Here is a 26,446-nt window from a genome sequence, read left to right as displayed (position 1 = left end):
CTGGAATAAGTGAGGAAGATTATGAACGAACAATTTTTAAAACGTATGCAGGGATATCTGCAGGAGGAATATGAGGAATATCTGAAAACGCTGGATGAGGACGCTTATCGCGGGCTTCGCGTGAATACGGCAAAGCTGTCTGTCGATCAGTTTCACGACTTGAAGGTATGTGCCAGCCAACCATCCTCCATCTGTCCGGAGTCCTTTTATATACCAAAGGATATAAAGGGGCTTGGCAATCATCCTGCGCATCTGGCAGGTCTGTTCTATATGCAGGAGCCAAGTGCCGCCAGTGCTGTTGAGGTTCTGGATGTACAGCGGAATGACTGGGTGCTGGATATGTGTGCGGCACCCGGTGGAAAAAGCACGCAGATCGCTGCTAAGCTGCAGGATCGTGGTTTTCTTGTCAGTAATGAAATTGAAAGCAGGCGGGCACAGATTCTGTTATCGAATATGGAACGCCTCGGCTTTTCGCGATGCATGATTACGAACACCCGTCCGCAGCAAATCGCAAAGGAAATGAGTGGCTGGTTTGACCGGGTGCTGGTGGATGCCCCATGCAGCGGGGAAGGCATGTTTAAAAAGCATTCCAAGGCAATGGATGACTGGAGTGAGGAGCATGTGCTTGCCTGTGCACAGCGGCAGCTGCACATTCTGGATAGTGCCTATGCCGCATTAAAGGAGGATGGCACGCTCGTGTATTCAACCTGTACGTATTCCATGGAGGAAAATGAACAGGTGGTATATGCATTCATGAAGCAGCATCCGGATATGGAACTTGTGGACTGCGGGGTTACGTTTGGACGGCGTGGTCTGCCCTATCTGGATTTGGATACGGAAAAGCTGCGAAGAATTTTTCCTATGGATCAGGGAGAAGGGCATTTTGTGGCAAAATTCAGAAAGCATGGCGTGCAGGCAGAGAGTCGAAAACGGGAAGAAAAACCGGCTGTGATTCCGGTGTTTGCTACACAGTTTATAAGGCAGTCATTGCAGGAGCAGCCTGCCTTTCTATATGAAAATAGCGGTCGTATATATGCCATGCAACAGCCATTTTTAAAGCTGAAGGACATTCGTATTCTTCGACAGGGCTGTCAGATTGGTGAAGTCGTGAAAAATCGTCTGGAGCCGCATCAGCATTTCTATGTTTCCAATGCTTACGGAGCGGGCATGAAACAGTGTTATGAGATGGATGATGCGCAATGTCTCAGCTTTTTGCAGGGGCAGCAGCTGCCAATAGCAGGGTATAAGGGTTACACGCAGATGCTGTGGAAAGGATATGCGCTCGGCTTTGCCAAGGGGGATGGCATGGTTTTAAAAAACAAGTATCCCAAGGGACTGCGGATTCACTGAAGCAGAATTGCATCAGATACCATGAGTTTAGGCGCAAACAGCGTCTTTTTTTGTCTAAAAGTTATTCAAACCCCTTTTTTAGGGGTATTTTTCGTATCTCCACTATTCTTTAAATGTGATAATATGTAGAGGCAAAGGGAACGACAGTGTCAAAACAGGTACAAAAAAACGACCTTCTTCAGTCGCTGACGTGTTGTCCTACAGTACCTTACTGTAAGTCCATGTAATGATTTCTACACTCATATTTATAACACCTGCGTCACAGTTTGTAAATGCTTTTGTAGGAATTTGTGGAGAATTCCGCAATTTTTTGTAGGATTTCCCTTTTTATGGTTTTCAACGTTGATTCCAATACTTTCTGCTTCACACTCTTTTTCAGCGGACCTTGTTTTCCTCTGTCCTTTTGTGTGCGCATCCGGTACTGGAATTTTTTTGTGAAAGGAGTCTTATCTATGTTGAACAAGAAACGTGTTCTCGCTTCAGAGGATATCCTGCGCTATGGCCGCAGTGAGGATCCCTTTGATCATATGCCCTCTCTTGAGGAGTGGCTGCTCTATTTCCTCGAGCATTTTGTGAAGCTGAACGCAAAGCCGAACACCTATGCCAGCTTCCGCAGCTATATCTACAGTCATATCTGCCCTCTGCTCGATGATTATCCGCTGAATGAGATTACAGAACCCATCCTCCAGGCCTATGTGAATATCAAGCATGAGAACGGCAGACTGGATGGAAAGGGCGGTCTGGGTGTCAAAACACTGAAGGAGCACATCATGGTCCTGAAGCTCTCCTTCAAGCGGGTGATCCAGCTGGGTATCGTTTCCTATGATCCCTGCCGCTGTGTGGAATATCCAAAGGAAGCGAAGAAGGAGGTCCGCGTATTGAGCGTGCAGGAACAGAAGCGTCTGACAGCTGCCATCACGCCTGTATATAAGGAAAATTCCCTGCTGACGGTGCTGATCGCTATCCATGCGGGTCTTCGCATCGGAGAGGTGAGTGCACTGCGGATCGAGGATATCTGTCTGTCCAGGCGATTGATCGAGGTGGATGAATCGCTGAATCGCGTGATGACCTATAACGAAGATGGAACGGTCAGCTGTCCACTTGTCTATCAGACCACAAAATCCAGCAGAGTGCGCAAGGTACCGATGAATGAGGAGCTGTACGAGGGAATCGTGAAGGCGCTGGAAAAGAAGAAAGAGGGAGCGGGGAGCTATGGAAGACCGCGTGCAAGCCTGCCGGAGGATTTCCGGGAACAGGTGGAATACTGTCAGAAGAACCATATCCCGCTGGAGACCTATCGCAGAAGGACCTCACTGAAAAAGGCCACCTTTTATAAATATGTGAAGGTGCTGCAGGATGCGGATTGATAGATGCACACGACAGGAAATGAGCAGGTACTGTTTGCTTCCTGTTTTTATATGTCAGTGGGCCTAGTTTGACGACTATAAAACAAATTACATACGATAGGGACTTCACCTTTTTTATTTTTGACGGATGTGATAAAATAAGGCAGGAAAGTGGTGAGAATATGCTGATATCAGTAGAGCATCTGAGCAAACGCCAGAACATAAAAGAAATTGTCAACGATGTAAGCTTTGCCATCGAGGACCGGGATAAAATTGCATTGATCGGGGTAAACGGAACAGGGAAAACAACACTGCTGCGTATGTTGGCAGGTCTGGAAACCTATGAGGAAGGATCTATCACGAAAAAAAGCGGATTGCGTGTATCCTATCTGCCACAGGACCCTGTCTTTGATGAAGACGATACCATTCTTCATCAGATACTGTCTATGGATAAGGAAATACAGGAATTCGAAGCAAAATCAATCTTGGGAAAGCTGGGGATTTCAGACAGCTCTTTGAATATATCCCATTTGAGCGGAGGACAGAGAAAGCGGGTTGCCCTTGCAAGAGCGCTGCTGAAGCCCTGTGATCTGCTGATTCTGGATGAGCCTACCAACCATCTGGATAATGAGATGATCGAATGGCTGGAAGCCTATCTGATCCGCTATGCACATGCATTGATCATGGTGACGCATGACCGTTATTTTCTTGAGCGTGTATGCAATACCATGATGGAAATTGACCGCGGCAGTATGTATACCTATCATGCAAACTATTCCACCTATCTGCAGGAAAAGGCAGAGAGAGAAAGCATACAGGCGGCACAGGAGAAGAAACGTCAAAGCATTCTTCGCAAGGAGCTGGCATGGATGCGTGCGGGCGTACAGGCGAGGGGAACGAAGAGCAGAGAGCGTATCGAACGATTTCATAAGCTGAATGATATGGAATCTGTAAAAGAACAGGGACAGGTTGTGCTGGATACGATAACTTCGCGTCTTGGCAGGAAAACGATAGAGATTGATGCGATTTCCAAGGCATATGGGAGTCATGTATTGTTTCAGAATCTGAGCTATACGCTTACTAGAAATGATCGTATCGGTATTCTGGGACCAAACGGCTGCGGCAAAAGTACACTGCTTCATGTACTGGCAAAGGATATAGAACCGGATCAGGGAAGCGTCGTGCTTGGTGAAACAGTTAAGCTTGCGTACTTTCGTCAGGGCTGCGAGGAAATGGATATGTCACAAAAGGTGATTGACTATATCCGGGACAGCGGTAATGAGATCCGTACACTGGAGGGAACCTACAGTGCATCACAGATGCTGGAACGGTTTCTGTTTGATTCCAGAATGCAGCATACTCCTATCGGCAGATTATCCGGAGGGGAACGCCGCCGTCTGTATTTATTGAAAATACTGATGCAGGCACCGAATATTCTTTTCCTGGATGAGCCTACCAACGATTTGGATATCCAGACCCTGCAGATACTTGAGGACTACCTGGATAATTTTAACGGTGCAGTCATTGTGGTATCCCATGACCGCTATTTTCTGGATCGTATATGCGATAAGCTGTTTGTATTTCAAAACGGAAATGTACAGCAATTTATCGGCGGATACAGTGCCTATATGGAGCTGGGAACAGCAAAAGAGAAGAAGGAAAAGAAAAAAGTCGATCGGGTTTCACAGCAGCAGCTTCGTATGAGCAGTAAGGAAAAGCAGGAGCTGGAGCATATGGAAGAGGATATAGCAGCTTTGCAGGAACAGCTGGAGCATTTGGACATGGAAATGAATGCTGCCGGAGATGACTTCAAGAAAATACAGGAGCTGGCAGATCAACGCGATATTCTGGAACAAAGCATAGAAGAGAAAATGGAGCGCTGGATGTTTCTGGAGGATAAAAAGCAGGAAATTGAAAACGCGAAGGGAAAATAATAAAACCACGGATACAGAAAAGCTGACAGTATTGTCGGCTTTTTTTGTTGAAACAGAAAATTCGGCTTCAAATGGAAAATTACGTAAGTATCATATGTCATTTATGCTATCCGCCGGTTTTCAAATCAGGAAGGTTACATTGCTTTATGTGCTATCAGCCATTACAACAGCACATTTCAAAATAAAAGGGAGTTTGCAATAGGAAGCATTGCTGCTTATTGCTTAGCATGATTGGTATAGGACTTTGGAAAACTGCATACGGGACGACAATTACGAGTCCGTATACATTTTACGTATCCTTCATATTATGGTATAATAAGGCTCTTAAAAGGAAGTGGTTTATCTTTGAAACCGGATGTGTTATACCAGACAGCTAAGAGAAAAATCCTGGATGCCCTGCCGGACATTCTTTTCTTTTTGTTTTTATTTTATGCAATTCTTGTTTTATTCGGTGTACAGTATGTGATCGTTGTATCCTTTGTGACCCTGCTCTATAAAATACGCAGAAAGAGGAAGCAGACACCGCGCAGATTATGTATCATGTTTTTTGTACAGATGGCATTGAGCATACTGGCATTTCTGGCGTCGCATTCCTTGCTTGCCTGTGTGCTGCTGAATATCGCAGTACCCTTTCTTCTTGTCTTTCTGCAATCCTCGCAGTTTAATCAAAAGGGATATATGGCAAGTGCCATGGGGTTTGTCTTTTTGCAGCTGCGGCCGATACCCTATACAGATTTCATGACCTATCTGCTGGTAATGGCTTGTTCTCTTGGTTTTGCAGTATGCTGTCTGCTGCTGTCCTCCTATGGACATCGCAGAGAGGATGATTATGCACTGGCCAGAAAAGGGATAGCGCTTTTACAGGAACAGATGGATGCCTATCTCAAACAGAAAACAGATCAGCAGCGAAAGGAAGAGCTGGTGAATATTCAGAGATTGCTTTATAAGCAGGCATACCAGAGCCGCGGCTTCACCTATATCGCGACGAAGGAGGGAAGGCTGCGTTACCTGTTTGCATTACTTCTGCAGCGAAGCAGTTATTTCCTGGAAAATATGGATAATATCCCTGTATGCAGTGAACAGCAGCAGGTGCTTTTACAAAGATGTATGCAGTTCCTGAAGCATGTCGAGAATTTAACTGTACGGATAATTCAATGCTGCTGGAGGAAGGGCAGAAGCTGTTTACTGCCTGCCGAAAAAAGCAGGATGCCGTTTCCCTGTTTCTGCATAACTTTTTGCAGCTCTTTTTACAGATTCTCAAGGATTTGCAGGATAACAAAAAAGAAGCAGTCCATCGGGAATGGAAGCTGCCGGAGGAACGAAAGCTGCGTAATCGGCTGCGTATGGACAGCTTTGAATTTCGTTTTGCAAGCCGTCTTTCTCTGGTTCTGCTCTGCGGATTTCTATTCGCCCGTTTGTCGAAGCTGGATCATTCCTACTGGCTGGTGCTGAATGCATTTCTGCTGCTGCAGCCCATGTATGAGGAAAGCGCCTATCGTCTGAAAACCAGATTCATCGGAACAGTCTTCGGCTGTACGGTTATTTATCTGGTACTTCCGCATTTTCCCGGCGTTGCAGGACACTTTCTATTTGCCAGCATTGTCGTATCGCTGATGTATTGTGCAACACCGGGCACCTGGATTCAGGCGATGTTCTCTACCTGCTTTGCCATCACACTGACTTCGCTTGCCATGCAGGAAACAATCGCGATTGAGATGCGCCTTACCTATGTAGCTGTGGCAATTCTGCTTGTATTGATCGTCAACCGGTTCTTTTTTCCTACCAGTCGCAGCGGATTATTTCAAGCAAACATGAAGCGGATGTTTCATATGCAGCATTCCTATCTGCGTATTCTGCAGGGTAGTCTGCATGCACCGCTGGATTACGGTATCATTATGGATGCATTAACCAGCTTTCATATGGTGTATGACCAGATACTGGAGTACCTGCAAGGCAGCAGTGAGAATATCGAGCTTTATCGCCATTTGCTGTCTGCATTCTGGCATATGAGTGTGGAGATGGAGCAGATGATTTTTACCGTGCAGCATGATACCTTAACAGAGGACCAGGAGCAGTCAGTAGAGCAATTTATTCATATGTGCGATACAATGATTCAAAGCTGTGAGGTGGGAAAGACTGTTCAAAAGGAGAAAAGGGAATTTCTTACTGAGGACGTATCTGACAATGAACTCTTTCAGCTCATGCAGCGATATTATCGGCATGCATCGGATATCAGCAGTATTTGCTTATCCAGACAGCTTTAAGAGAAGAATACAAGCTTCTTATGCTTTGCATTTGGGCAGTGAAGCAGAGATGGACAGCTTGTGTATACAAAGCGTGTCCAAAAAAACAATCTGATTTTCCTAATCATTATTGAATTCTAGACTCCTGCTTTCGCATACAGATTATTGATTTCTATGATTGTTTTCGTCAGAGGTGCTTCAGGCTGCTAAGCTTATATGTTCTCACTTTTCGTATATTGTGAAATTCTCAATATGCATCCTGTAGAAATCTGTGATATCCGCGTGATAATAAATCTTACAAGATATTGAAATAAGTACAAAAATAGATTACAATAGGATTGTAAAAAGGGTTACATAAAATTTTAAATAAGCAAAAGAATTATCGGACATATGCCGTCTAACGGTATATGTCTGGTTTTTGTTTACGGGGTTGTACTAAAAAGATAATATTAATAGAATTCAATGGGGAATGAAGGGATGATATGTATGTCACGAAAACAGGCGAAGCTGGAGAAGCTGAGCATTGAGCTGATCCGTCTTTATTTTGAGGAGCATGATTTCGAGCTTTTAAAAGAATATCTTTCTAATGAAATATCCATGATGGGAGAACACCGGTCAGCTTTATGTCATGGTATGCAGGAAGTGGAGCGTGCTTTACAGGAGGTTTCCATTATCTATGGGGAGATGGTTCATCTTCAGGATGTCTATTGTGAAATCATATATCAAAAACAGGATATTGCAGTCGTAGCTTTTACCTGTATACAGCATGCACTCGGCTCAGGCCTGCTGTGTAGATTGAAGGTCTCTCTGGTATGGGAGATGGAAGCAGGGGGATGGAAAATCCGCCACATACATCAATCCCTTTCCGATGACGCTACAGAGCGTGAAAATCCGGGAATTCATCATAATGCAGCGAAGCTGCCTGTATATAATCAGCACTGTGATGCACTGACGCAGATTTTTAATCTGGAGGGGTTCGTGGAAGCGGCAAGAGAGCTGCTACAGCATACAAACCAGCAATATGCGCTTTTCAAATTTGGCATCAGTGACTTTCGTTTTATCAATCAGATTCACGGCTATGCATTTGGTGATGATGTACTGAAAAGCATTGCCCGCAACCTGCAATCCTTCTGTCAGAAGGACGAGCTGTGTGCGCGTATCGAAAAGGATACCTTTGCGGCACTTTTACGGTTTACAAGCATAGATGATTTTTATAACCGTCTGCACTGTATCCGCAAACATCTGCTGGACGAACCTATCGTGTCCTGTCTAAAGCATACGTTGCAATATATCGGTGGTGTTTATCTGATTCAGGATGCCTGTGGGGAAAGTATAAAGTCTATGCTGGATAAAGCAGTACTGGCAATGCAGTATGTGGAACGAAATAGCCGGGTCAGTGATTTTGTTTATTTTGAGGATTGGATGCTGGAACAGAAAAACCGCAGAAGTGAGCTGCTTGAGGAAGCAGTAAAAGCTATACAGGAGGATACCTTCCAGTTGTTCATACAGCCGCAGTTTCTGATAAGTGACGGGAGCGTTGTATCCGGTGAAGCTCTGTCCCGCTGGTTTTTAAAGGATGGCAGCTGTGTATCTCCGGATGAATTCATCCCGCTATTTGAAAAGCACGGCGTGATATCTGGCTTTGATTTCTATGTATTACATAAGCTATGTAAATTTATGCGGACATGCCTCGATGAAGGGAAAGAGCTGCTGCCGATTTCCATAAATCAGTCCCGTTTGCATATAAAAGAGCGCCAATATCTACGAAGGTTTTGTGAAATTGTGGATTCCTATGCAATACCTCATGAAAAGCTTGTTTTTGAACTGACAGAATCTGCATTTACAGATAATGCAAATGACCTTCAGGTATTTATGAAGGATATACATGATGCCGGTTTTCAGATTGCTATCGATGATTTTGGAACAGGATATGCCGGTATCGGTATGCTGAGTCAGGTGGATGCGGATATACTGAAGCTGGATAAAGGGATGCTGAATGGAATCAATACGGACCGCCGCCAGATGACAATATTCTGGAAAATCATTGAAATGGCTCACAGCATCGGTATGCAGGTAATTTGTGAGGGGATTGAAACCAGGGAGCAATACGCTGACCTGAGGATGCTGCGCTGTGATATCGGGCAGGGGTTTCTGGTCAGTCGTGCGATAGCAGCAACTGAATTTGCTGAGAAATATCTTAGATAAAAAGAATATAATATTAAATGTGTGAGTGACAGATACTCGGAGTTATCAAGACACTTCTGTTTCATGTTTACAGTTACTTACAATAGCTGTAAATAGTGATACAAAAACCGCTTTCTGTAATGTTTTCCTGCAGAAACGGTTTTCTTTTACATGGGAATGCGGTAGAATACAACTAGGTGATAACATGGTACAAATTGGAAATGACTGGGACGAGCTGTTAAAGGATGAATTTCAGAAGGAGTATTATCAGAAACTGCGCGTTTTTCTGGCAAGAGAATATAAAACGCAGACAATTTATCCGGGTATGTATGATATCTTCAATGCATTGCGTTATACAGCATATCAGGATGTAAAGGTTGTTATTTTAGGGCAAGACCCATATCATGGTCCGGGACAGGCACATGGTCTGTGCTTCTCTGTGAAAAAAGGAGTAAATCCTCCGCCGTCTCTTGTAAATATCTATCAGGAGCTGCATGATGATCTGGGATGCAGTATTCCGCCTCATGGAGAGCTTACAAAATGGACGAAGGAAGGCGTGCTTCTGCTCAATACTGTTCTAACAGTACGTAGAGGGCAGGCAAATTCCCATCGTGGCAAAGGATGGGAGATTTTAACGGATGAGATCATTCGCAAGCTGAATGAGCGTGAAAAGCCTATCGTATTTCTGTTATGGGGAAGGAATGCAAAGGAAAAGAGCACACTGATAACAAATCCTGCTCATCTGATCCTAAGCTGTCCACATCCAAGTCCGTTCAGTGCAGATTATGGCTTTTTCGGATGTCGTCATTTCTCAAAGACGAACGCCTTTTTACAAGAGCATGGACAGCAGCCGATTGACTGGCAGATTGACTGAAAATCTCTTAAAACAGGGGAATGCTACCATTGGTTGACAAAATAATACAAAGCGCTAATACGGGTTGGTGGTGTAAGCCAGCCTGTTTTTATACAATGATGACGAGGTGATTAAATTGAAATTTGAAGAAAATTTGAGAGAGGCAAGGAAGCAGTATGGCTATTTACAGGAAGAGCTCGCGGATAAGCTGAATGTATCAAGACAGGCGGTTAGTAAGTGCACCAAAGGCGCGCAGAGCAGGAAAATGGAAGTGCCTATCCTGAGCTGGATAAGCTGATGCTGATTTGTGAGCTGTTCCACTGTACGCTGGATGATTTACTGAAAGGGGATATGAAAGAGAATTCCGGTGTGAGTCGTGATACTTATGAGACCCATGAGCTGACAAAAACGAAAGGAATCACCGTTGGAATCGGTTGTATTCTTGCGGGGATTTGTGCCTATTGCTTTTTGAAGCCTTCTATGGATAATGAAGACATGCTATTGTATTTCTGATTTTCGCAATTATTGGAATCCTTATTCGTGTCTTCTTCGGTATGAAGGATACCGCATTCAAGCGTAGATATCCGCAAATTCCTCAGGATATCTATACTGCATATGAGCTGGATGGCTTTCATAGGAAATTTAATAGTATTGTTGTGGCTTCCATTGGGATTATATGATTCAGTATCGTCATTGAACAGCTGTTGGAAATGAAGCTACCTGAATATCATGCTTGTGACAATTGCCATACTGCTTCTTGTATATTACGGTATGCGAAAAGAAACCTATGAGCGAACAACTGCTTATGCGCAGATGGCAGAAAAAGACGATGAGCTGATTGGTAAGTGGTGCGGCTGTATCATGATGGTTTGTGCAGCTGCTTATCAGCTTTATCTGGAATATTTGGAATGTTAGCTGGATTGTATTTCCAATCGGAGGAATCCTATGTGGAATCGTGTCGATTATATTATCAAAAGAGGAGCATTCCCGGTAAAAAGAGCATGTTATTTTTACTTTCGATTATAAATGTAGGAGCTGTATCGATATTCACAAGGTCGAGAATACCCATCATCTATGGCATATAGATAAGTATACAACCGGTGAACAGTGGCTTACATGCTGTATTAGCTTCAAAAACGAAAGGAGCACCTTTACAAAACTGCAGAGCATTCGATGTAAAAAAAATCCTGTATTTGAGTAATTCAGATACAGGACTGTTTTTGCTTATGAACGGGAGCTGGCAAGCTTGCGCTGTCGCTCACTTGCAAGGGCCTCCTCATCCTCCTTCGCAAAGCGTTCGCTTAACCGTGCATTGCTCAGCATCAGCTTCAATCGGTTTTCCTGATTGACCTTTGTTGCGCTTGGATCATAATCCACTGCAACAATATTTGCCATCGGATATTTATCCTTGATTTTTCTGGTCATACCCTTGGCAACGATATGGTTGGGAAGACAGCCAAACGGCTGACAGCAGACGATATTATGCACACCGTTTTTGATCAGAGTGACCATTTCACTGGTGAGCAGCCATCCCTCTCCCATCTTGGTCCCGCGGTTGATGATTCCTTCGCTGTTTTCGATAACCTCCTGAAAGGTATCCGGTGCACGGAAGGTTCCCTGCTTCTGTATTGCCGTAATGGCTTTTTTCTGCATATTCTGAATCAGCTTATCCGCCATCTGAATGAAGCGGTAGCTCTTTTTATTACGCCCGTAGTACGCGTGATCGATCAGCGAGTTTTCAAGGCAGTAAAGACCAAAGTCAAGAACACCGCTGACAACGGGCTCACAGCCCTCACGAATCAGGAAGTCCTCCAGCTCGTTATTGCCCAAAGGGGCATACTTCATATAAATCTCACCGACGATTCCCACCTGAATTTTCGGCTTCTGGCTTCTCGGCAGAGCCGCAAAATCATGCAGCATTTCCTGATAATTATGCTTCATTCGCATATAGGACAGGGAATCAAACTGCGCGGTGATCGTATCGATCCATGTGGTTACCAGTGCATCTGTACTGCCCTTTTCCAATTCATACGGCTTGCACTGATTTTTGATCCACATCAGCATATCTCCGTATAAAAATGCATATAATAATCTCAGCAGCATCTTAGGAGTCAGCTTGAAGCCGCTGTTCTTTTCCAGCTGGGAAAAATTGACAGAAATAACCGGAACATGCTCAAATCCGGCCTGAACCAGTGCCTTGCGCAGAAGATGGATGTAGTTGGAAGCCCGGCATCCGCCTCCTGTCTGGGTGATTGCCAGCGCAATGTGTGCGGTATCGTATTTTCCGCTTTTCAATGCATCGATCATCTGACCGATTACAAGCAGGGCGGGGTAGCAGGTATCATTGTGCACATTCTTTAAGCCTTCATCAATGATCTGCTGTCCCTCTGTTTTCAGGATTTCCACACGATAACCTTCCTTGCACAAAATATTGCGCAGGAACTGAAAATGAATCGGCAGCATCATCGGTACAAGGATCGTATGTGTTTTTTTCATTTCCTTCGTGAATTCTACATGTGACATACTCATCCCTCCCTTTCTTCCATGGCAGCCTGCAGTGAGCGGCAGCGAATCTTCACCGCACCGAGGTTGTCAACTTCATCGATTTTAATCTGTGTATACAGCTTTCCATTGCTTCGAAGAATATCCTTAACCTCATCTGCGGTAATCGCATCGATTCCGCATCCGAAGCTTACCAGCTGAATCAGCTCCATATGCTCCTGCTGTGCCACATACTGTGCGGCATTGTACATACGGGAGTGAAAGGTCCACTGATTTAAAACGTGAACACTTGGCAGCACGGCCTGTTTAGCGATACTGTCCTCACTGATTACGACGAATCCCAAATTGTTCAGCAGTCTGTGAATTCCATGATTGATCTGCGGATCGACATGGTATGGACGTCCGGCAAGCACTATGACATCACGGTGATTGCGTCGAGCGAACGCTATGGCATTGCGTCCTTCCTCCTGCACGCGGTCCTTAAACTGCTGATAGGCGAAATAGGCGTGATTGCTGGCAGCCTGAACATCCTTGAACGGAATATCCATCTGCCGGGCTTTGAAATATTCAAACATTTTTTGATCGAAGATACGCTTATCCTCAAGATATACGTAGGGATACAGAAACTTTACATGTTCCAGATTCATATTTCCTTCCACAACCTCCGGATAATAGGCAACGACCGGGCAGTTGAAATGATTGTCTCCCATGTCCTCATTGACGTTGTAGGTCATGCATGGATAGAAAATCGTCTGCAGGCCCTTATCGATGAGCGACTGAATATGACCGTGCACCAGCTTGGCAGGATAACAGATCGTATCGCTTGGAATCGTATGCTGTCCAAGGGAATACAGTGCCTTGCTGGAACGATCGCTCAAGATGACCTCATAGCCAAGATTGGTAAAGAAGGAATGCCAGAAGGGAAGGTTGTCATACAGATTCAAAACAAGCGGAATCCCGATTTTTCCCCGGATGCCGGGTACCCCCTTCAGCTTCAGCAGCTCATCATATTTATAATCATACAGATTCGGCAGCTTTTCCTTATTGACCTTTCCGGTCACCGGACGCTCACACTTGTTGCCGGCGATATGCTTTGCCCCGTCCGCAAAGGTGTTTACGGTCAGATTGCAGTGATTGGTGCAAAGAGCACAATGAAAGGCCTTTGAGCTGTGCGTAAAGCTGTCAATATCTTCCTTTTTCAGTAGAGAGGATGCAGTGGCTTTTTTCTCCTTCGCAATCAATGCGGCTCCATATGCCCCCATCAGATGGGAAATACTTGGACGAATGACGTTTCTTCCAAGCTCCAGCTCAAAGCTTCGCAGCACCGTATCATTCAGGAAGGTTCCTCCCTGTACGACGATCTGCTTTCCGATATCATCCGGACTTTTGGCACGTATGACCTTATACAATGCATTTTTTACGACACTCATACATAAGCCGGCAGAGATATCCTCCATGCTGGCTCCGTTTTTCTGTGCCTGCTTGACACTGGAATTCATAAAGACCGTACAGCGTGTTCCAAGGTCCACCGGATGCTTTCCGGATAACCCCATGCGGGCGAATTCCTCAATATCATAGCCCATGCTTTTTGCGAAGGTTTCAATGAAGCTTCCGCAGCCGCTGGAGCAGGCTTCGTTCAATAGGATATCATCAATCGTATGATCACGAATCCGGAAGCATTTCATATCCTGACCGCCGATATCGATGATGAAGTCTACCTGCGGGTTGAAGTAGTGGGCCGCATGGTAATGGGCAATCGTCTCCACAACACCGATATCCAGATGGAAGGCATGCTTCATCAGCTCCTCCCCATAGCCCGTTACCGCACTGTGTATGATGTGAATGCGGTCCTCCATCAGGGCATAGAGCTTTGCGAGCTCCTTCTGTACAACATCCACGGGATTTCCCATATTCCCGGCATAGCTTTCATATAAAATGCGGCATTGTTCATCGATCAGCACCAGCTTGGTTGTGGTACTGCCGGCATCGATGCCCAGATAGGCATTGCCCCTGTAGGTGTGGATATCACTGCGCTCCACACTGGCACTGGTATGGCGCTTTTTGAATTCCTCATAATCCTCATCACTTTCAAAGAGTGGGGGAAGACCTTGCGTCTGTATCTTTTTGGCAGCCATAGCCTCCATTTTTTCAAGCAGCTCCTCATAGGAGAAATCCACAGCCTCATTTGCCGCATAGACGGCACTTCCCAGTGCTACAAAATAAGGGGCGAGCTCCGGGAAATTCGCTTCCTGATCACGGAGCTTCAGTGTTTCCTTAAAGCGCTCCTGCAACCCCTTTAGAAAATGCAGGGGACCTCCCAGAAACAATACGTTTCCTTCGATATTTCTTCCCTGTGCCAGTCCGGCGATACTCTGATCGACGACCGCCTGAAAGATACTTGCCGCAAGGTTTGATTTTTCACAGCCCTGATTGATCAGCGGCTGCACATCGCTTTTTGCGAATACACCGCAGCGTGATGCAATCGGATACAGCGTGGTATGCTGCAGGGACAGCTGATCCATCGTTTCCAGATCGACATCCAGCAGGGTTGCCATCTGATCGATAAACGCTCCGGTACCACCGGCACAGGTGGAGTTCATACGCTCCTCCAGCGTTCCCTGTAAAAAGATGATTTTGGCATCCTCTCCGCCAAGCTCAATAACAACATCACTTGCCGGATAATATTTACGCACAGCCTGGGCTGTTGCGAATACCTCCTGTACGAAAGGAAAACCTGCATCATCTGCGATTCCCAGGCCCGCACTGCCGGTAATGGCAAGTGCGATTCTCTGTCCCTGTAACAGCTCATGCAATTCCTTCAGCTTGGAAACACTCATTTCCCGTACCTTGGATTTGTGGCGCTCATAGCTCTTGTACACAATCTCATCCTGATCGTTGAGAACCACTGCCTTCAGGGTTGTGGAACCTACATCTATTCCCAGTTTATATGTCATAGGCTACTCCTTTCTCTCAAGCATTTTGAACATCGTTTCCCGCAGTTCAGGCAGAATCTCCTCTATGGAATCCGGCTGCTCGAAGAAAATAGCGTTGTAACAGACAAATCCGATGATTTCCATCATCATCAGAAAACGATTGAGTGCTTTCTTTTCTGTTTCCTGTTCCCGTCTCAGCAGCTTCAGAAAATCCGGCATGCGTTCGATATGGGTAAACACCATATCCCGATGTTCCTTTGTATCCAATATAGAAGCAATGTTTTTCTGAATCGTACGAAGCAGCTTCGGATGCTGAATATAATAGGTGATCAGCTCGTCGATAAAGGTGCGCTTCCAGCAGGTGCTGTTAGCAAGTGCAGCCTCATAGGAGTGATTGAGGATATCGTTCATCAGACAGCCGTGCTGCTTGGTAAGAATTTGAGAAATCAATTCCTTCTTATCCTTATAATATACATAGAACGTCCCTTTTGCGACATTTGCACGCCTGACAATCTCATTGACAGAGGTTGCCTCCACACCCTGCTCATGAAACAGTGCGACAGCAGCATCCTGAATGCGTGATCGTTTACTTACGGATTCTTCCACAAAAAACACTTCCTTTAGTTATACATTTTTATAGTTTATACCTATAATGACCGCCGGTCAATAGATTTGCATCTTTTTTCAGACAGAATTCATAAAAGTATTGTTCTTATTGAATGTGTAACCGTTTTCTATAGAAATTAAAATTTCTTCTTTACAATGTAACAATGTTTTGTTAATATATAGGTGTAATAAAACAATGTTACGTTAGAGGTGATACAATGGAAATATCCAAGAAGGATCTACTGAAGACGACCGGCATCTCGTATGGCCAGCTGTATCGGTGGAAACGGGAGGGTCTGATTCCCGAGGAATGGTTTGTCAAGCGCTCCAGTCCGACAGGGCAGGAAACCTATTTCCCCCAGGAGAAGATACTCAAGCGCATTCATGCCATACAGCAGCTGAAGGACAGCTATTCTTTAGAGGAGCTTGCCCGGATTCTGACACCGGAGGTCAGTAACCGTCTGTTCTGTGAGGAGGATCTGGAGCATTTCGATGAGCTGGATATTGATGTGGCAGCGGATTTCATGGATGCCATGAGCAAGGACAGCTTCGTATTTCTGGAGGTGCTTGTTATGATTGCCCTGTCCCAGGCGATGGTTGATAGTGCAATTACAGAGGAGGAACGTACGCATGCCGTTTCATTATTAAGTAAAAGGATGAGTGAACTGCACAGTGCGGATTATGTCTTGGAGCTATTGCAGGCGCAGGGACACCTGTATGTTCTGTTGAAAAAGGAAGGCAGTGAGGTTTATCTGGATGACGGCCTTGTTGCAATACGTTCCATCCACTTGAATGAATTAAGCAATGCGATTAAGCTGAAATACAAGGAAACCTTTCAGTTTACATTTGATGAAGAGGAGATGAGATCATGATGACATATCGCGTAAAACGGATTCTCTGGGGACTGGTGTTTGTCGCCATCGGGATCGGCTATCTGGGAACGCAGCTGGACTGGTGGGACTTCACCATATTCTTTCCCGGCTGGTGGACCATGCTGCTGATTCTGCCTGCACTCTACAGCATGCTGGATCACGGCCTGCATTTCTATAATATATTTACAGTGCTGGCAGGCTGCTACTTTCTGGCAGATGCCAATGCGTGGATTGATGTAAAGCTGACATATCCTGTCTGGATGGCGATTATCTGCATTGCAATCGGACTGCGTTTATTATGTACAAGGAGGGTTCGCTGGTATGAATACAGATCACATGAATACAACGATTGAGGGAATCGGATCGATTTCCGGCGGTAAATACGGCCGTATTGATATTGAAGGTGTCGGCTCGATTAACGGCGATTTGGAGTTTGAGGTTTTAAGCATCGAGGGTACCTGCAAGTGTAGCGGGGATTTAAAGGGTGGCACCATGGATGTGCAGGGGGTTATGACCTGTAAAAAGGATATTCGTGTAAGACGTCTGGATATCGAGGGTGTTGTGAAGAGCGATGGTATCCGGGTGTATGCCGATGAGATTTATGTAGAGGGTGTCCTGAACAATAAGGGAGAGGTGAATGCTGACAAGGTCCGTATTGAAGGCTGTGCTTCCCTGAATGATCTGTTCGGTGATGATATCCGGATCAACTATGGTCATGGTCAGCATATTTTCCATGGTCTGTTCGGCTTTCGGCCGGAAAAGAGAAATACGGCGCGCAATATTGAGTGCAGTCAGCTGACTGCCTGCAATATGTCCTGTCATTCCATCAGTGCGACCGAAATTCATCTGTCCAGCCATTGCCGTGTTGATCACATTACCTGCGATGGCAAGCTGGTATATGACAGTACCTGCCGCATCGGCAGTATTGACGGTGATTGTGAAAAAATTGTTAAATAGAAAAACGGCCGGTAGGGATTGCGCTTACCGGCTTTTATGATATAATTCTTACGATTGCAGGGGATGGTGATAGTATGAAATTGCAAAAAATTATGTATGACTATGTGTATGTTGTGATCGGCGGTTTTCTGTTTGCCGTTGGCCTGAACCTGTTCATTGTACCGCTGGATTTGTACAGTGGCGGGGTGATTGGTATGGCACAGATTATCCGTACAGTGCTGGCGCAGTATGCCCATATGGACTTCGGTCAGCTGGATATCGCCGGTATTATCAACTTTTTAATGAATGTGCCTTTATTTATCTTGGCATATCGCAGCATTTCCAGAAAGTTTTTTGTGAAGACGCTGCTTTGTGTCCTGACACAGACGGTTGCCTTTACGATCGTTATGATACCCTCCACACCGATTCTTGACGATGTGCTTGCGGCCTGTCTGATTGGCGGTTTGATTTGCGGCTTCGGTATTGGTTTGGCTCTTCGAAGTGGCGGAAGCGGTGGCGGACTGGATATTCTGGGGGTATACTTCACAAAGAAGTTTTCAGATTTCAGCGTTGGACGTCTTTCCAATATCATCAATGTTCTGGTATTCGGTGTCTGTGCGATTCTGTTTAATGTAACCACGGCGATCTATTCCATTATCTATACAGCCTGTATGTATCTTGTTGTCGATAAGACGCACTATCAGAATATCAATATGACAGCGATGATTTTCACCAAAGAGGAGGAAGTACAGGAAAGTATTATGAAGGAAATGGGCAGGGGGGTCACCTACTGGAAGGGGGCAGGAGCGTATACGAAGACAGATACGCATATTCTTGTCACGGTCATCTCCAAATATGAGGTAACACAGCTGAAGAAAATCATTTATAAGATTGATCCCAGGGCTTTTGTCATCTTCAACGAGGGTATGAGCATCAGTGGGAATTTTGAGAAGCGGTTGTAAATAATCGCTTTTTCTCTTTAGAAGGGAGGCTGCTTATGCGAACCATCACAAGGGAAGAGGTACGAAGCCATCTTTTTCAGGCACATCATCTGGTTACTCCGGCAGATTCTTTACCAGAAGCGGCGGGGGTATGCGGGTTTCAGAACAGTCCCCCCGGTACGTGGCTGTGTGCGGCGTTTAACCGGCTGCGCTCATGCAGTGCATGGCAGCTGCAGCAGGAACTGGATGAGGGCAGGGGGATTATGCAGGCATGGAGTCTGCGTGGTGCACCGTGGATTTTTCCGCTTCATGATGCAGCGGTGTATCTGGATGCACTTTGTGCAGAGGAAGGGGAGTCCTGGATCTATACAAACGGGCTGCGCTGTTGTCAGAAAGAAATCGGTGTTCCTTTTTCGGTGCTGTTGCAGGAGCTGATGCAATGCCTGCAGGTACTGGAGAAGGAGCCGGTTGTGTCCAAGCAGCGACTGGATCAGGTGCTGGCTGCTGCCATGCTTCAACGCATTCCCGCCTCCCTGCACTCTCTGTGGCTGTCTGCTTCTCCATTTGCGAAAGGGCAGCTGTATGGAGAGGCGATTGTTTCCTTTTTGCTGCGGCCGGCTTCCTTTCAAAGGGGAATCGCCTTTGGACCCAGACAGAAGGGCTCACCTACATTTGCAGCCTTTCCTAACGCAGCTTCGAAAACGGGCGGTATCAGTGATGCTGCGTGCTGCGCACTGGTTTGCCGGTTTCTCCATGCATACGGCCCCGGCGATGTAAAGGGCTTTGCGAAATGGACAGGGATGGAGCTGCCGCAGGCAAGGCGTCTATGGGCACTTTCTGAGCATGAACGTGTTTCTGTGAGGTATCAGGAAAGAGAGTATTCGATCTGGAACAAGGATACCTATGAAAAGCAACAGACAGATGAAGCTGTACGACTGCTTTCTCCACATGATCCTTTTCTCGACCTTTGGGACCGCTCTTTGCTTCTGGAGGATTGTAAATTACAGCACATGGTATGGAAAACAGTGCAAAATCCCGGTGTTGTGATTCAGTGTGGAAGGATTTGCGGTATCTGGAGGTCAAAGAAGCGTAAAACGGTGAATGAGCTGCATATCACACTGTTCACAGACATAGACACCAAGAGTCTGCATATCTGGATACAGGCATATGAACAGTTTCTCGGGCAGAGGATTCTGGTTGAAATCAGCAGGCTTTGATATCCGGTATCGCATTTCAGTGGCTGTTACTGGAAGCTGAAGAGATACATGCGATTATTCAGCCTGTTATGCTGCGCTTTGTGCCGCCAGTACACAGCAGTCCTTTTCAGACATTCAGTATAGGTAAAAAAAGCTTCTGGTATATGGGGATTCTACCAGAAGCTTTTTATAATGTGAGAATTTAAACATGTTTGTGTAGTTTTCCTGCAATAAGCAGATAGTAGTTTTTATTTAACCCTTTTGATCGTACAGGTTTTCTTATAGAAGGCGATGCCGTATCCGAGAATGTCGGTATAGCCCTTTCTGTGCAGACCCTCGATATACTGCTTTTCTTTGATCTGTTGTATTGCCACCTCTGCACTCTTTTCCACATCCTCTTCACGCTTTGCCACCTTTAATTCAAGCAGCAGTCCTCTGTTCTTGTTATACGCCGGTAGAACTGCAAGGTCGCATCTTCCAAAACCGGATTCCTGGTTGGAAACAATGCGATAGCTGCCCTTCCCCTGCAGCATGCCGTTTAGAAATCCATGATAATACTTCTCGTCATAGTCAAAATAGCTCATGGATTGAAATAATACGGTATTCAGAATTTCATTTGCTTCTTCCACATGCTCCTGCAAAAGTGCTTCCAGAAACGATGCCTGATAGCTCTTGATCTGCTGCTTAAACCATTCTTCAAAAATGGTTGTGTAGATGTACTGTATTTCTTTATTGGGAATCATAAGCTGATAGGTGTTTGTGTCCGTTTTGCTTATAGCCTTCAGATAGCCGGTAAACAACAGAAAGCTGTATAGATTGTCTGTATCATCCAGTTCCCGATACGTCAGCTCCGGTTTGATTGTTTTTTCAATCATGCCGCCGCTGGACAAGATGTCAAAATCCTGTTTCATTTCCGCATTCCCCTGCTGTATGAAACGATATATCACATCATTACCACTCGTATTTGCCCAGAAGGATTCAGGTGATTTGTTATTGGAGTTCGTCAAACGGTCCATATACATCAGGACACTCCATGGATTATACACATCACAGCCACCAAACTGATAACCATCGTACCATTCCTTTATGTTATACCTGTACTCCAGAGCATCATATTTCTCAAGTAATATATCAATTTCATTCTGCATGAATCCAAATTGCTGGTTTTCATCGCCATCGAAAATAGAATTAACCTTGAAGTTGTTTAGACCTGTAAAAATTGATTCTTTTGCAATCCTCAGACAGCCTGTTAATACCCCTTTTTCCAAGGCATCGTTTGTTTTTAATGCAGCACTGAAAACATTTCTTAAAAATTCCACCATTTGATCATAATAGCCATGCAGATAGGCACTTTGCAAGGGTACATCGTATTCGTCAATCAACAGGATAACGTTTTGATGATAATGCTGCTGAAGACACTCGCAAAGGAATTTCAGCGCTGTCTGCAGGCTGACTTCATTCTTTGTTCCCATGTAATATGCAGTCAGCAGTTCCTTGTCAATCGCATTGATCTGTTCACTTTCCAGTAACTCCTGATTTCTGCGGATGATATCACGTATGAAAACACTATACATTTCCAATTGCTTTTCAAAGGTGGTTTGCTTCATTTCCTTTAAAGAAATCATGATGACAGGATATTTGTTTAGATGCTCAACAGCATCACGCCGTTTCATAATATTTAAGCCGTTAAAGAGATAAGCGTTTTCTTTTTGCTTAATGGAAAAGAAGTAGTACAGCGTGCTCATATTCAGTGTCTTACCAAACCGGCGTGGTCTTGTATATAAAACGACTTCTTCATGTAAGACATCATTAATAAAATCTGTTTTATCTATGTAATAAAAGTTTTTATCGATCATTTTTTTAAAATCTTCCACGCCTATCGGCAATCGTTTCATGTAATCAACTCCTCGTCTTTATTTGTATTATACCACACAGATGCAGACACAGCATACAAACCTAAAAAGATTGAGAAAGGGTAGAAAATGCGGAATGCAGATAGTACAATACTGTTATGAAACAATGCTTTCAGAATATAGAATATGGTTATTAGCAGGGAGATGAATTTATGAATATGATTGATGGAACAACCTGTCTGATGGAAGTCGAACAGCTGATTCGGGAATACACGCAGATGCTGGGAAGGGATCTAAGCTTTCAAAAGCTGGAGGAAGAACTGCGTGATTTATTACGCAAATACAGTGGAACAGAAGGAAGACTGCTGGCTGCTGTTGCGGATGACGGTTGTGTTTCCGGCTGTGTAGCGTATCATCGCCTGAGAAAGGAATGCTGTGAAATGAAACGGCTGTATGTAAAACCGTCCTATCAGGGCCAGGGAATCGGACAGAAGCTGGTGGAAACGCTTCTTTTGCTTGCGAAGGATGATGGCTATTCGTGCATGGTACTGGATACGATCGAGCCCTTACAAAGTGCCATCCGGCTGTATAAAGGCCTCGGCTTTCAGGAAACGGAGCCGTACTATGACAATCCGATGGAGGATGTGATTTATATGAAGAAGCTTTTGAAATAAAGGAAGGCTGTAACACACATCACATGGATGTAAATACGGAGGTTTTCCAAATAAAAAAATACGTCGTATGACTTTGTGGCGTTGTAAGCTGCACGATAGTCATAGCCTCTTCTTGAAGAGCAGACGTATTTTTTATGGTTCTATCCTGTTTTAGGTTGTTTACAAAAGGGAGAATTCAAATTCTATGGATTAAAACAATCATTTCACATTCTCGATGTTTTGAATTACCCGCAATCAGGGAATAAACTTTTTTACTGCATTAACCTATTTCTTTTTCTCTGTAGTATACTTTTCGTAAATGTATTTCAGACCCTTGAAGGTCAGATTACGATCATAGATATCAATTTCATCCGTATTCTTATATATAATTTTCCCAAGGCCGCCGGTAGCGATGACCTTCATGTCAACGCCCAGTGCCTTTTTGAATTCCTTGATAATGTATTCACTTTGTCCGATATAGCCGTAAACCAGTCCGGCCTGCATGCTTGTTGTTGTTGTCTTCGCCAGAATGCTTGCGGGTTTTTTGATTTCAATTTCCGGAAGCTTGGCCGCCTGTGTCCACATTGCCTGTGCTCCGGTTTCAATTCCCAGAGTGATGACACCGTATTCGAAATTTCCATTCGCATCCACATAATCGAAGGTGGTGGCTGTGCCATAATCGACAACCAGACACGGACCTCCATATTCATAATAGGCTCCGGCTGCATCCACGATACGGTCGGCACCGACGGCCTTTGGATTTTCAGCCTTTACAGAGATACCGGTTTTGATTCCGGGACCTACCAAAATCGGCTCCTTATGCATATATTTGCGGATTCCATTCAGGAAGGAATGCATGATTTTCGGTACGACACTGGATACGATGACATCTTTTATATCCGCAGGCTGTACCTTGGAGGCATTTAGAAAGTTCATGACCATAAACCCGTATTCATCGCTTGTGCGTTTCATTTTGGTTGTCAGGCGATAATTGCCGATCAGCTTATCCCCGTGATAGATTCCGATTGTAATATTCGTGTTTCCTATATCAATGACTACTAACATCAGGCTTCTCCTCTTTCCTTGCTGAGAGCAGCCAGACGTGTAAGTATCTCAACGCCTACCTCATATTTGCTCATCAGATCCAGTGTTTCTGTATGATTTTTCTGAAGCAGAGTAACCACATTGGTATCCCCCTGAAAACCGGCTCCCTGTTCATGCAGGTTATTGGCTACGATCATATCGCAGTTTTTTCTATTCAGCTTTTCAGCAGCATGCTCCAGCAAATGCTCGGTTTCCATTGCAAAGCCGCAAATAATCTGATTTGATACTCTGTGCTCACCCAGCCATGCCAGAATGTCCGGGTTTTTCACAAAGGTGATTTCCAGAAATTCTCCCTGTTTTTTTATTTTGTTTTCTTCTGTTTTCTGTGCGCGGTAATCACCGACAGCGGCAGCCTTGATAATGATATCGCAGTCTGCATATTCCTGCTGTACCGCTTCAAACATATCCTGTGCACTGACAACCTGCACGACGCGAACTCCATGCGGGACGTTCAGCTGGACAGGACCGCTGATCAATGTTACATACGCCCCCATGTCACGGGCTGCTCTGGCAATCTCATAGCCCATCTTCCCGGAGGAATGGTTGGAAATAAAGCGTACCGGATCCAGGGCCTCACGGGTTGGTCCCGCTGTGACCAGTACACGCTTTCCCCTGAGAAGTCCGGTGGTTTCCAAAATACGGCAAATGCATTCCTCGATATGTGTGATATCCGCAAGCTTTCCTTTTCCGGTATCTCCGCAGGCAAGATATCCAACCTCCGGTTCCACCAGCTCATAGCCGAGTGCTTTTGCGGCTTCCAGATTTTTTTGTGTGACTGGATTTTCATACATGCCGGTATTCATTGCAGGGCAGATCACCTTAGGGCAGTCAGCTGCCAGAAAGGTCGTTGTGAGCATGTCGTCCGCAAGGCCGTGAACAATTTTGGCAATAACATTTGCGGTTGCCGGTACAAGGACAAAGATATCCGCACGATGTGCAATGGAAATATGTTTAACACTGCGATCCGCCACCTTTTCAAAGGTGGAAACCATCACATTGTGCTTTGTTAGTGATTCAAAGGTCAAGGGGGTGATGAATTCCGTGGCATTCTGTGTCATAATGACTTCCACATCATACCCTTTCTTGATCAGATTGCTGGTCAGCTGTGCCGCCTTGAAGGCCGCAATACCTCCGCTGACTCCCAATACAACTGTTTTTTTCATAGTATCCCTCACAGGTTCTTTATAAGTCGTTTACTATTATAACGCAACATTCTCCGCATCACAACTGTTTCAAAGCGAAAAAAGATAAAAAATTCACAAATGAAACATTCCTTTATATTTACACTTCCTTTTATAATTTCCATGCAATTTTTTTTGATTGCTATTATAATATAGGTAACGAAAGCGTGAGGAGGGAGCTTATGGAAATCGTAAATACAGAGGATATGCGGAAAATGGATGCGGAGGCGATTCATGAATACGGCATTCCCGGTATCATATTGATGGAGCATGCAGCGATGGCGGTTATGGACTATATCCGCGAGCATGTCGCAAAGGACAGCCGAATCATGATCCTGTGCGGTCCGGGAAATAATGGCGGGGATGGCTTTGCCCTTGCACGTCTCATGGTGGAGGAGGGCTATTCACATGTCCGTATCCACTGCAGTGTTCCTTATGACCGTATGAGTCATGATGAGGCTGTGTATGCCAGAATTGCGGAAAGCTATGGTATAGAAATCATGAGGACGCAGGACATGGAGATGATCAAGCCGGCACTGGATGAGGCACAGGTAGTTGTCGATGCGTTGTTTGGAACGGGACTGTCACGCAATATTGAAGGCTTCTATGATGTTTTGATTCTGTATCTGAATCTGTTGAATAAGCATGTCATCAGTATCGATATTGCCAGTGGAGTTAACGGGGATACCGGCAGCATTATGAACTGTGCCGTACAAAGTGATGTAACCATCACCTTTGAATGTCTGAAAAGGGGACAGCTGCTGTATCCGGGCAGCAGCTATTGCAAGGATATCATCGTTAAAAATATAACGCTTCCCAAAGCTGTGAAAGCCAATATCGAACACAGCATTCATTTGCTGGATGAGGATACTGTGCGGGCATTTCTTCCAAAGCGGGATGCACATTCCCACAAGGGAAGCTTTGGCAGGGTGATGATGGTTGGAGGCAGCTCCTATATGCACGGGGCAATAACGCTTGCGGCGAAGGCTGCGCTGCAGAGTGGGACAGGGACGCTGACGCTGTTTCTGCCGGATTGCATCTCTGAGATTATTTCCATGAAGCTGGAGGAGAGCATGCTGCTGCCGGCTCCGTCAATGAATGGAAGCTTTTCTATGATTTCCGTTGATTTGTTGAAGCGCAATCTGGATGCATATGATATGATCACCATTGGAAACGGTATGGGACGGGGTGAGGTGACACAGGCGATGGTTCGTGCTGTGCTGGAAAGTGATCGTCCCTGTCTGCTGGATGGGGATGCCCTGTATGAGGCAGGGAAGCTGATCGAGCTGCTGCATCGTCCAGCGGTTACGATCCTGACACCGCACCCGAAGGAAATGAGCTATCTGTGTGGCTGCAGTGTGAAGGAAGTGCTGAAGGACCCTCTGAAGTGTGCCATGGAATTTGTGAAGCGGTATGAGAATACCGTGCTCGTATTAAAGGATCAGCATACGATCATCTGCAGGAAAGACGATATGTATATGAATACGGCCGGCAATCATGCACTTGCCAAGGGGGGCAGCGGGGATGTGCTGTGCGGTATTCTGACAGGACTGTATGCACAGGGAAAAGAGGCGCTGCAGGCAGCTGCAGCCGCTGTATATGTCCATGCCTGCGCGGCAGATGAGCTCATACAGAGAATGGATGCCTACAGCATACAGCCGGGTGATCTGATTGCGGTGCTTTCCGATACCTACGGGAAGCTGAAAAGGTGATACTGCTTTTCTTTGAAAGACGATTTACATTACAGTGACTGTTTTTT

Annotated in this window: 22 protein-coding genes and 1 pseudogene; 17 read left to right on the top strand and 6 right to left on the bottom strand. The window is 45.2% G+C overall.

Annotated features, from left to right (window positions below; all coding sequences use genetic code 11):
• The first annotated feature begins 21 nt into the window (after positions 1-21).
• The 10 genes and pseudogenes from KSZ58_RS13295 (at position 22) to KSZ58_RS13255 (ending at position 10,825) form a co-directional block, all read left to right on the top strand.
• Entirely contained in the window at positions 22-1,350 is a 1,329-nt protein-coding gene (locus KSZ58_RS13295) for an RsmF rRNA methyltransferase first C-terminal domain-containing protein (protein WP_009270849.1), read from the top strand.
• A gap of 452 nt (positions 1,351-1,802) precedes the next feature.
• A complete protein-coding gene (locus tag KSZ58_RS13290; protein WP_009270848.1) occupies positions 1,803-2,717 on the top strand; it encodes a site-specific integrase in 915 nt (304 codons plus the stop codon).
• A 161-nt stretch (positions 2,718-2,878) separates the two neighbouring features.
• Positions 2,879-4,630, top strand: a complete 1,752-nt coding sequence (locus tag KSZ58_RS13285; RefSeq protein ID WP_217752780.1) for an ABC-F family ATP-binding cassette domain-containing protein — start codon at positions 2,879-2,881, stop codon at positions 4,628-4,630.
• A gap of 345 nt (positions 4,631-4,975) precedes the next feature.
• Positions 4,976-6,082 (top strand): hypothetical protein, encoded by a 1,107-nt coding sequence (locus KSZ58_RS22760; protein WP_227761361.1) that lies wholly within the window; start codon positions 4,976-4,978, stop codon positions 6,080-6,082.
• A complete protein-coding gene (locus tag KSZ58_RS22755; protein ID WP_224727313.1) occupies positions 5,974-6,894 on the top strand; it encodes an FUSC family protein in 921 nt (306 codons plus the stop codon). The genes KSZ58_RS22760 and KSZ58_RS22755 overlap by 109 nt, the downstream gene beginning before the upstream one ends.
• 465 nt (positions 6,895-7,359) lie before the next feature.
• Complete coding sequence (locus KSZ58_RS13275; RefSeq protein WP_009270845.1) at positions 7,360-9,078, top strand: EAL domain-containing protein; 1,719 nt, start codon at positions 7,360-7,362, stop codon at positions 9,076-9,078.
• 184 nt (positions 9,079-9,262) lie between these two features.
• Entirely contained in the window at positions 9,263-9,931 is a 669-nt protein-coding gene (locus tag KSZ58_RS13270) for a uracil-DNA glycosylase (protein WP_009270844.1), read from the top strand.
• A gap of 115 nt (positions 9,932-10,046) precedes the next feature.
• Positions 10,047-10,169 (top strand): annotated as a pseudogene (locus tag KSZ58_RS23490) (helix-turn-helix transcriptional regulator); the annotation flags it as partial.
• Positions 10,148-10,423 (top strand): hypothetical protein, encoded by a 276-nt coding sequence (locus KSZ58_RS13260; RefSeq protein WP_008817894.1) that lies wholly within the window; start codon positions 10,148-10,150, stop codon positions 10,421-10,423. The pseudogene KSZ58_RS23490 and the gene KSZ58_RS13260, both read left to right, overlap by 22 nt.
• Positions 10,424-10,639: 216 nt before the next feature.
• Entirely contained in the window at positions 10,640-10,825 is a 186-nt protein-coding gene (locus tag KSZ58_RS13255) for a hypothetical protein (protein WP_002609643.1), read from the top strand.
• A 309-nt stretch (positions 10,826-11,134) separates the two neighbouring features.
• On the opposite strand, the gene KSZ58_RS13250 is transcribed toward KSZ58_RS13255, so the two are convergent.
• The 3 genes from KSZ58_RS13250 to KSZ58_RS13240 are packed head-to-tail and all read right to left on the bottom strand — an operon-like array spanning position 11,135 to position 15,951.
• The gene (locus tag KSZ58_RS13250; RefSeq protein ID WP_002609645.1) at positions 11,135-12,433 is read right to left on the bottom strand and encodes a 2-hydroxyacyl-CoA dehydratase; all 1,299 of its coding nucleotides are present in this window, start codon (positions 12,431-12,433) and stop codon (positions 11,135-11,137) included.
• Between the two features lie 2 nt (positions 12,434-12,435).
• Positions 12,436-15,366 carry an acyl-CoA dehydratase activase-related protein gene (locus tag KSZ58_RS13245; protein WP_008817893.1) on the bottom strand — a complete coding sequence of 977 codons (2,931 nt, stop codon included), beginning with the start codon at positions 15,364-15,366 and terminating at the stop codon, positions 12,436-12,438.
• Positions 15,367-15,369: 3 nt separating this feature from the next.
• Positions 15,370-15,951, bottom strand: coding sequence for a TetR/AcrR family transcriptional regulator (locus KSZ58_RS13240; RefSeq protein WP_008817892.1), 582 nt, complete (start codon positions 15,949-15,951; stop codon positions 15,370-15,372).
• A gap of 218 nt (positions 15,952-16,169) precedes the next feature.
• Here KSZ58_RS13240 and KSZ58_RS13235 point away from each other — a divergent pair, with 218 nt between their 5' ends.
• From KSZ58_RS13235 to KSZ58_RS13215, 5 genes are all read left to right on the top strand, one after another.
• The gene (locus KSZ58_RS13235) at positions 16,170-16,823 is read left to right on the top strand and encodes a DUF4004 family protein (RefSeq protein WP_217752779.1); all 654 of its coding nucleotides are present in this window, start codon (positions 16,170-16,172) and stop codon (positions 16,821-16,823) included.
• Positions 16,820-17,176 (top strand): hypothetical protein, encoded by a 357-nt coding sequence (locus KSZ58_RS13230; protein ID WP_002609654.1) that lies wholly within the window; start codon positions 16,820-16,822, stop codon positions 17,174-17,176. Before KSZ58_RS13235 ends, KSZ58_RS13230 begins: the two co-directional genes overlap by 4 nt.
• Positions 17,145-17,780: a hypothetical protein gene (locus KSZ58_RS13225; RefSeq protein WP_008817890.1), complete on the top strand. Its 636-nt coding sequence runs from the start codon at positions 17,145-17,147 to the stop codon at positions 17,778-17,780. The genes KSZ58_RS13230 and KSZ58_RS13225 overlap by 32 nt, the downstream gene beginning before the upstream one ends.
• A gap of 74 nt (positions 17,781-17,854) precedes the next feature.
• Positions 17,855-18,721, top strand: coding sequence for a YitT family protein (locus tag KSZ58_RS13220; RefSeq protein WP_002609657.1), 867 nt, complete (start codon positions 17,855-17,857; stop codon positions 18,719-18,721).
• A gap of 35 nt (positions 18,722-18,756) precedes the next feature.
• Positions 18,757-19,917, top strand: a complete 1,161-nt coding sequence (locus tag KSZ58_RS13215) for a DNA glycosylase AlkZ-like family protein (protein WP_008817889.1) — start codon at positions 18,757-18,759, stop codon at positions 19,915-19,917.
• 227 nt (positions 19,918-20,144) lie between these two features.
• On the opposite strand, the gene KSZ58_RS13210 is transcribed toward KSZ58_RS13215, so the two are convergent.
• The gene (locus KSZ58_RS13210; protein ID WP_008817888.1) at positions 20,145-21,791 is read right to left on the bottom strand and encodes an AAA family ATPase; all 1,647 of its coding nucleotides are present in this window, start codon (positions 21,789-21,791) and stop codon (positions 20,145-20,147) included.
• A gap of 170 nt (positions 21,792-21,961) precedes the next feature.
• On the opposite strand from KSZ58_RS13210, the gene KSZ58_RS13205 reads away from it, so the two are divergent.
• Positions 21,962-22,423 (top strand): GNAT family N-acetyltransferase, encoded by a 462-nt coding sequence (locus tag KSZ58_RS13205; RefSeq protein ID WP_009270841.1) that lies wholly within the window; start codon positions 21,962-21,964, stop codon positions 22,421-22,423.
• 264 nt (positions 22,424-22,687) lie between these two features.
• On the opposite strand, the gene KSZ58_RS13200 is transcribed toward KSZ58_RS13205, so the two are convergent.
• Together KSZ58_RS13200 and coaBC are read right to left on the bottom strand one after the other, a co-directional pair.
• A complete protein-coding gene (locus KSZ58_RS13200; RefSeq protein ID WP_002609663.1) occupies positions 22,688-23,467 on the bottom strand; it encodes a type III pantothenate kinase in 780 nt (259 codons plus the stop codon).
• The gene (gene coaBC, locus KSZ58_RS13195) at positions 23,467-24,669 is read right to left on the bottom strand and encodes a bifunctional phosphopantothenoylcysteine decarboxylase/phosphopantothenate--cysteine ligase CoaBC (RefSeq protein WP_009270840.1); all 1,203 of its coding nucleotides are present in this window, start codon (positions 24,667-24,669) and stop codon (positions 23,467-23,469) included. Before coaBC ends, KSZ58_RS13200 begins: the two co-directional genes overlap by 1 nt.
• Positions 24,670-24,869: 200 nt before the next feature.
• Here coaBC and KSZ58_RS13190 point away from each other — a divergent pair, with 200 nt between their 5' ends.
• Positions 24,870-26,399: a bifunctional ADP-dependent NAD(P)H-hydrate dehydratase/NAD(P)H-hydrate epimerase gene (locus KSZ58_RS13190; RefSeq protein ID WP_008817885.1), complete on the top strand. Its 1,530-nt coding sequence runs from the start codon at positions 24,870-24,872 to the stop codon at positions 26,397-26,399.
• The last annotated feature ends 47 nt before the right edge of the window (positions 26,400-26,446 follow it).

Origin of the sequence: Erysipelatoclostridium sp. DFI.2.3, assembly GCF_019132535.1 — a bacterium.
GTDB classification, from domain to species: Bacteria; Bacillota_I; Bacilli_A; order Erysipelotrichales; family Erysipelotrichaceae; genus Clostridium_AQ; species Clostridium_AQ innocuum.
Note: the sequence above shows the minus strand (reverse complement) of the source record. Positions and strands in the feature narration are given on the sequence as shown.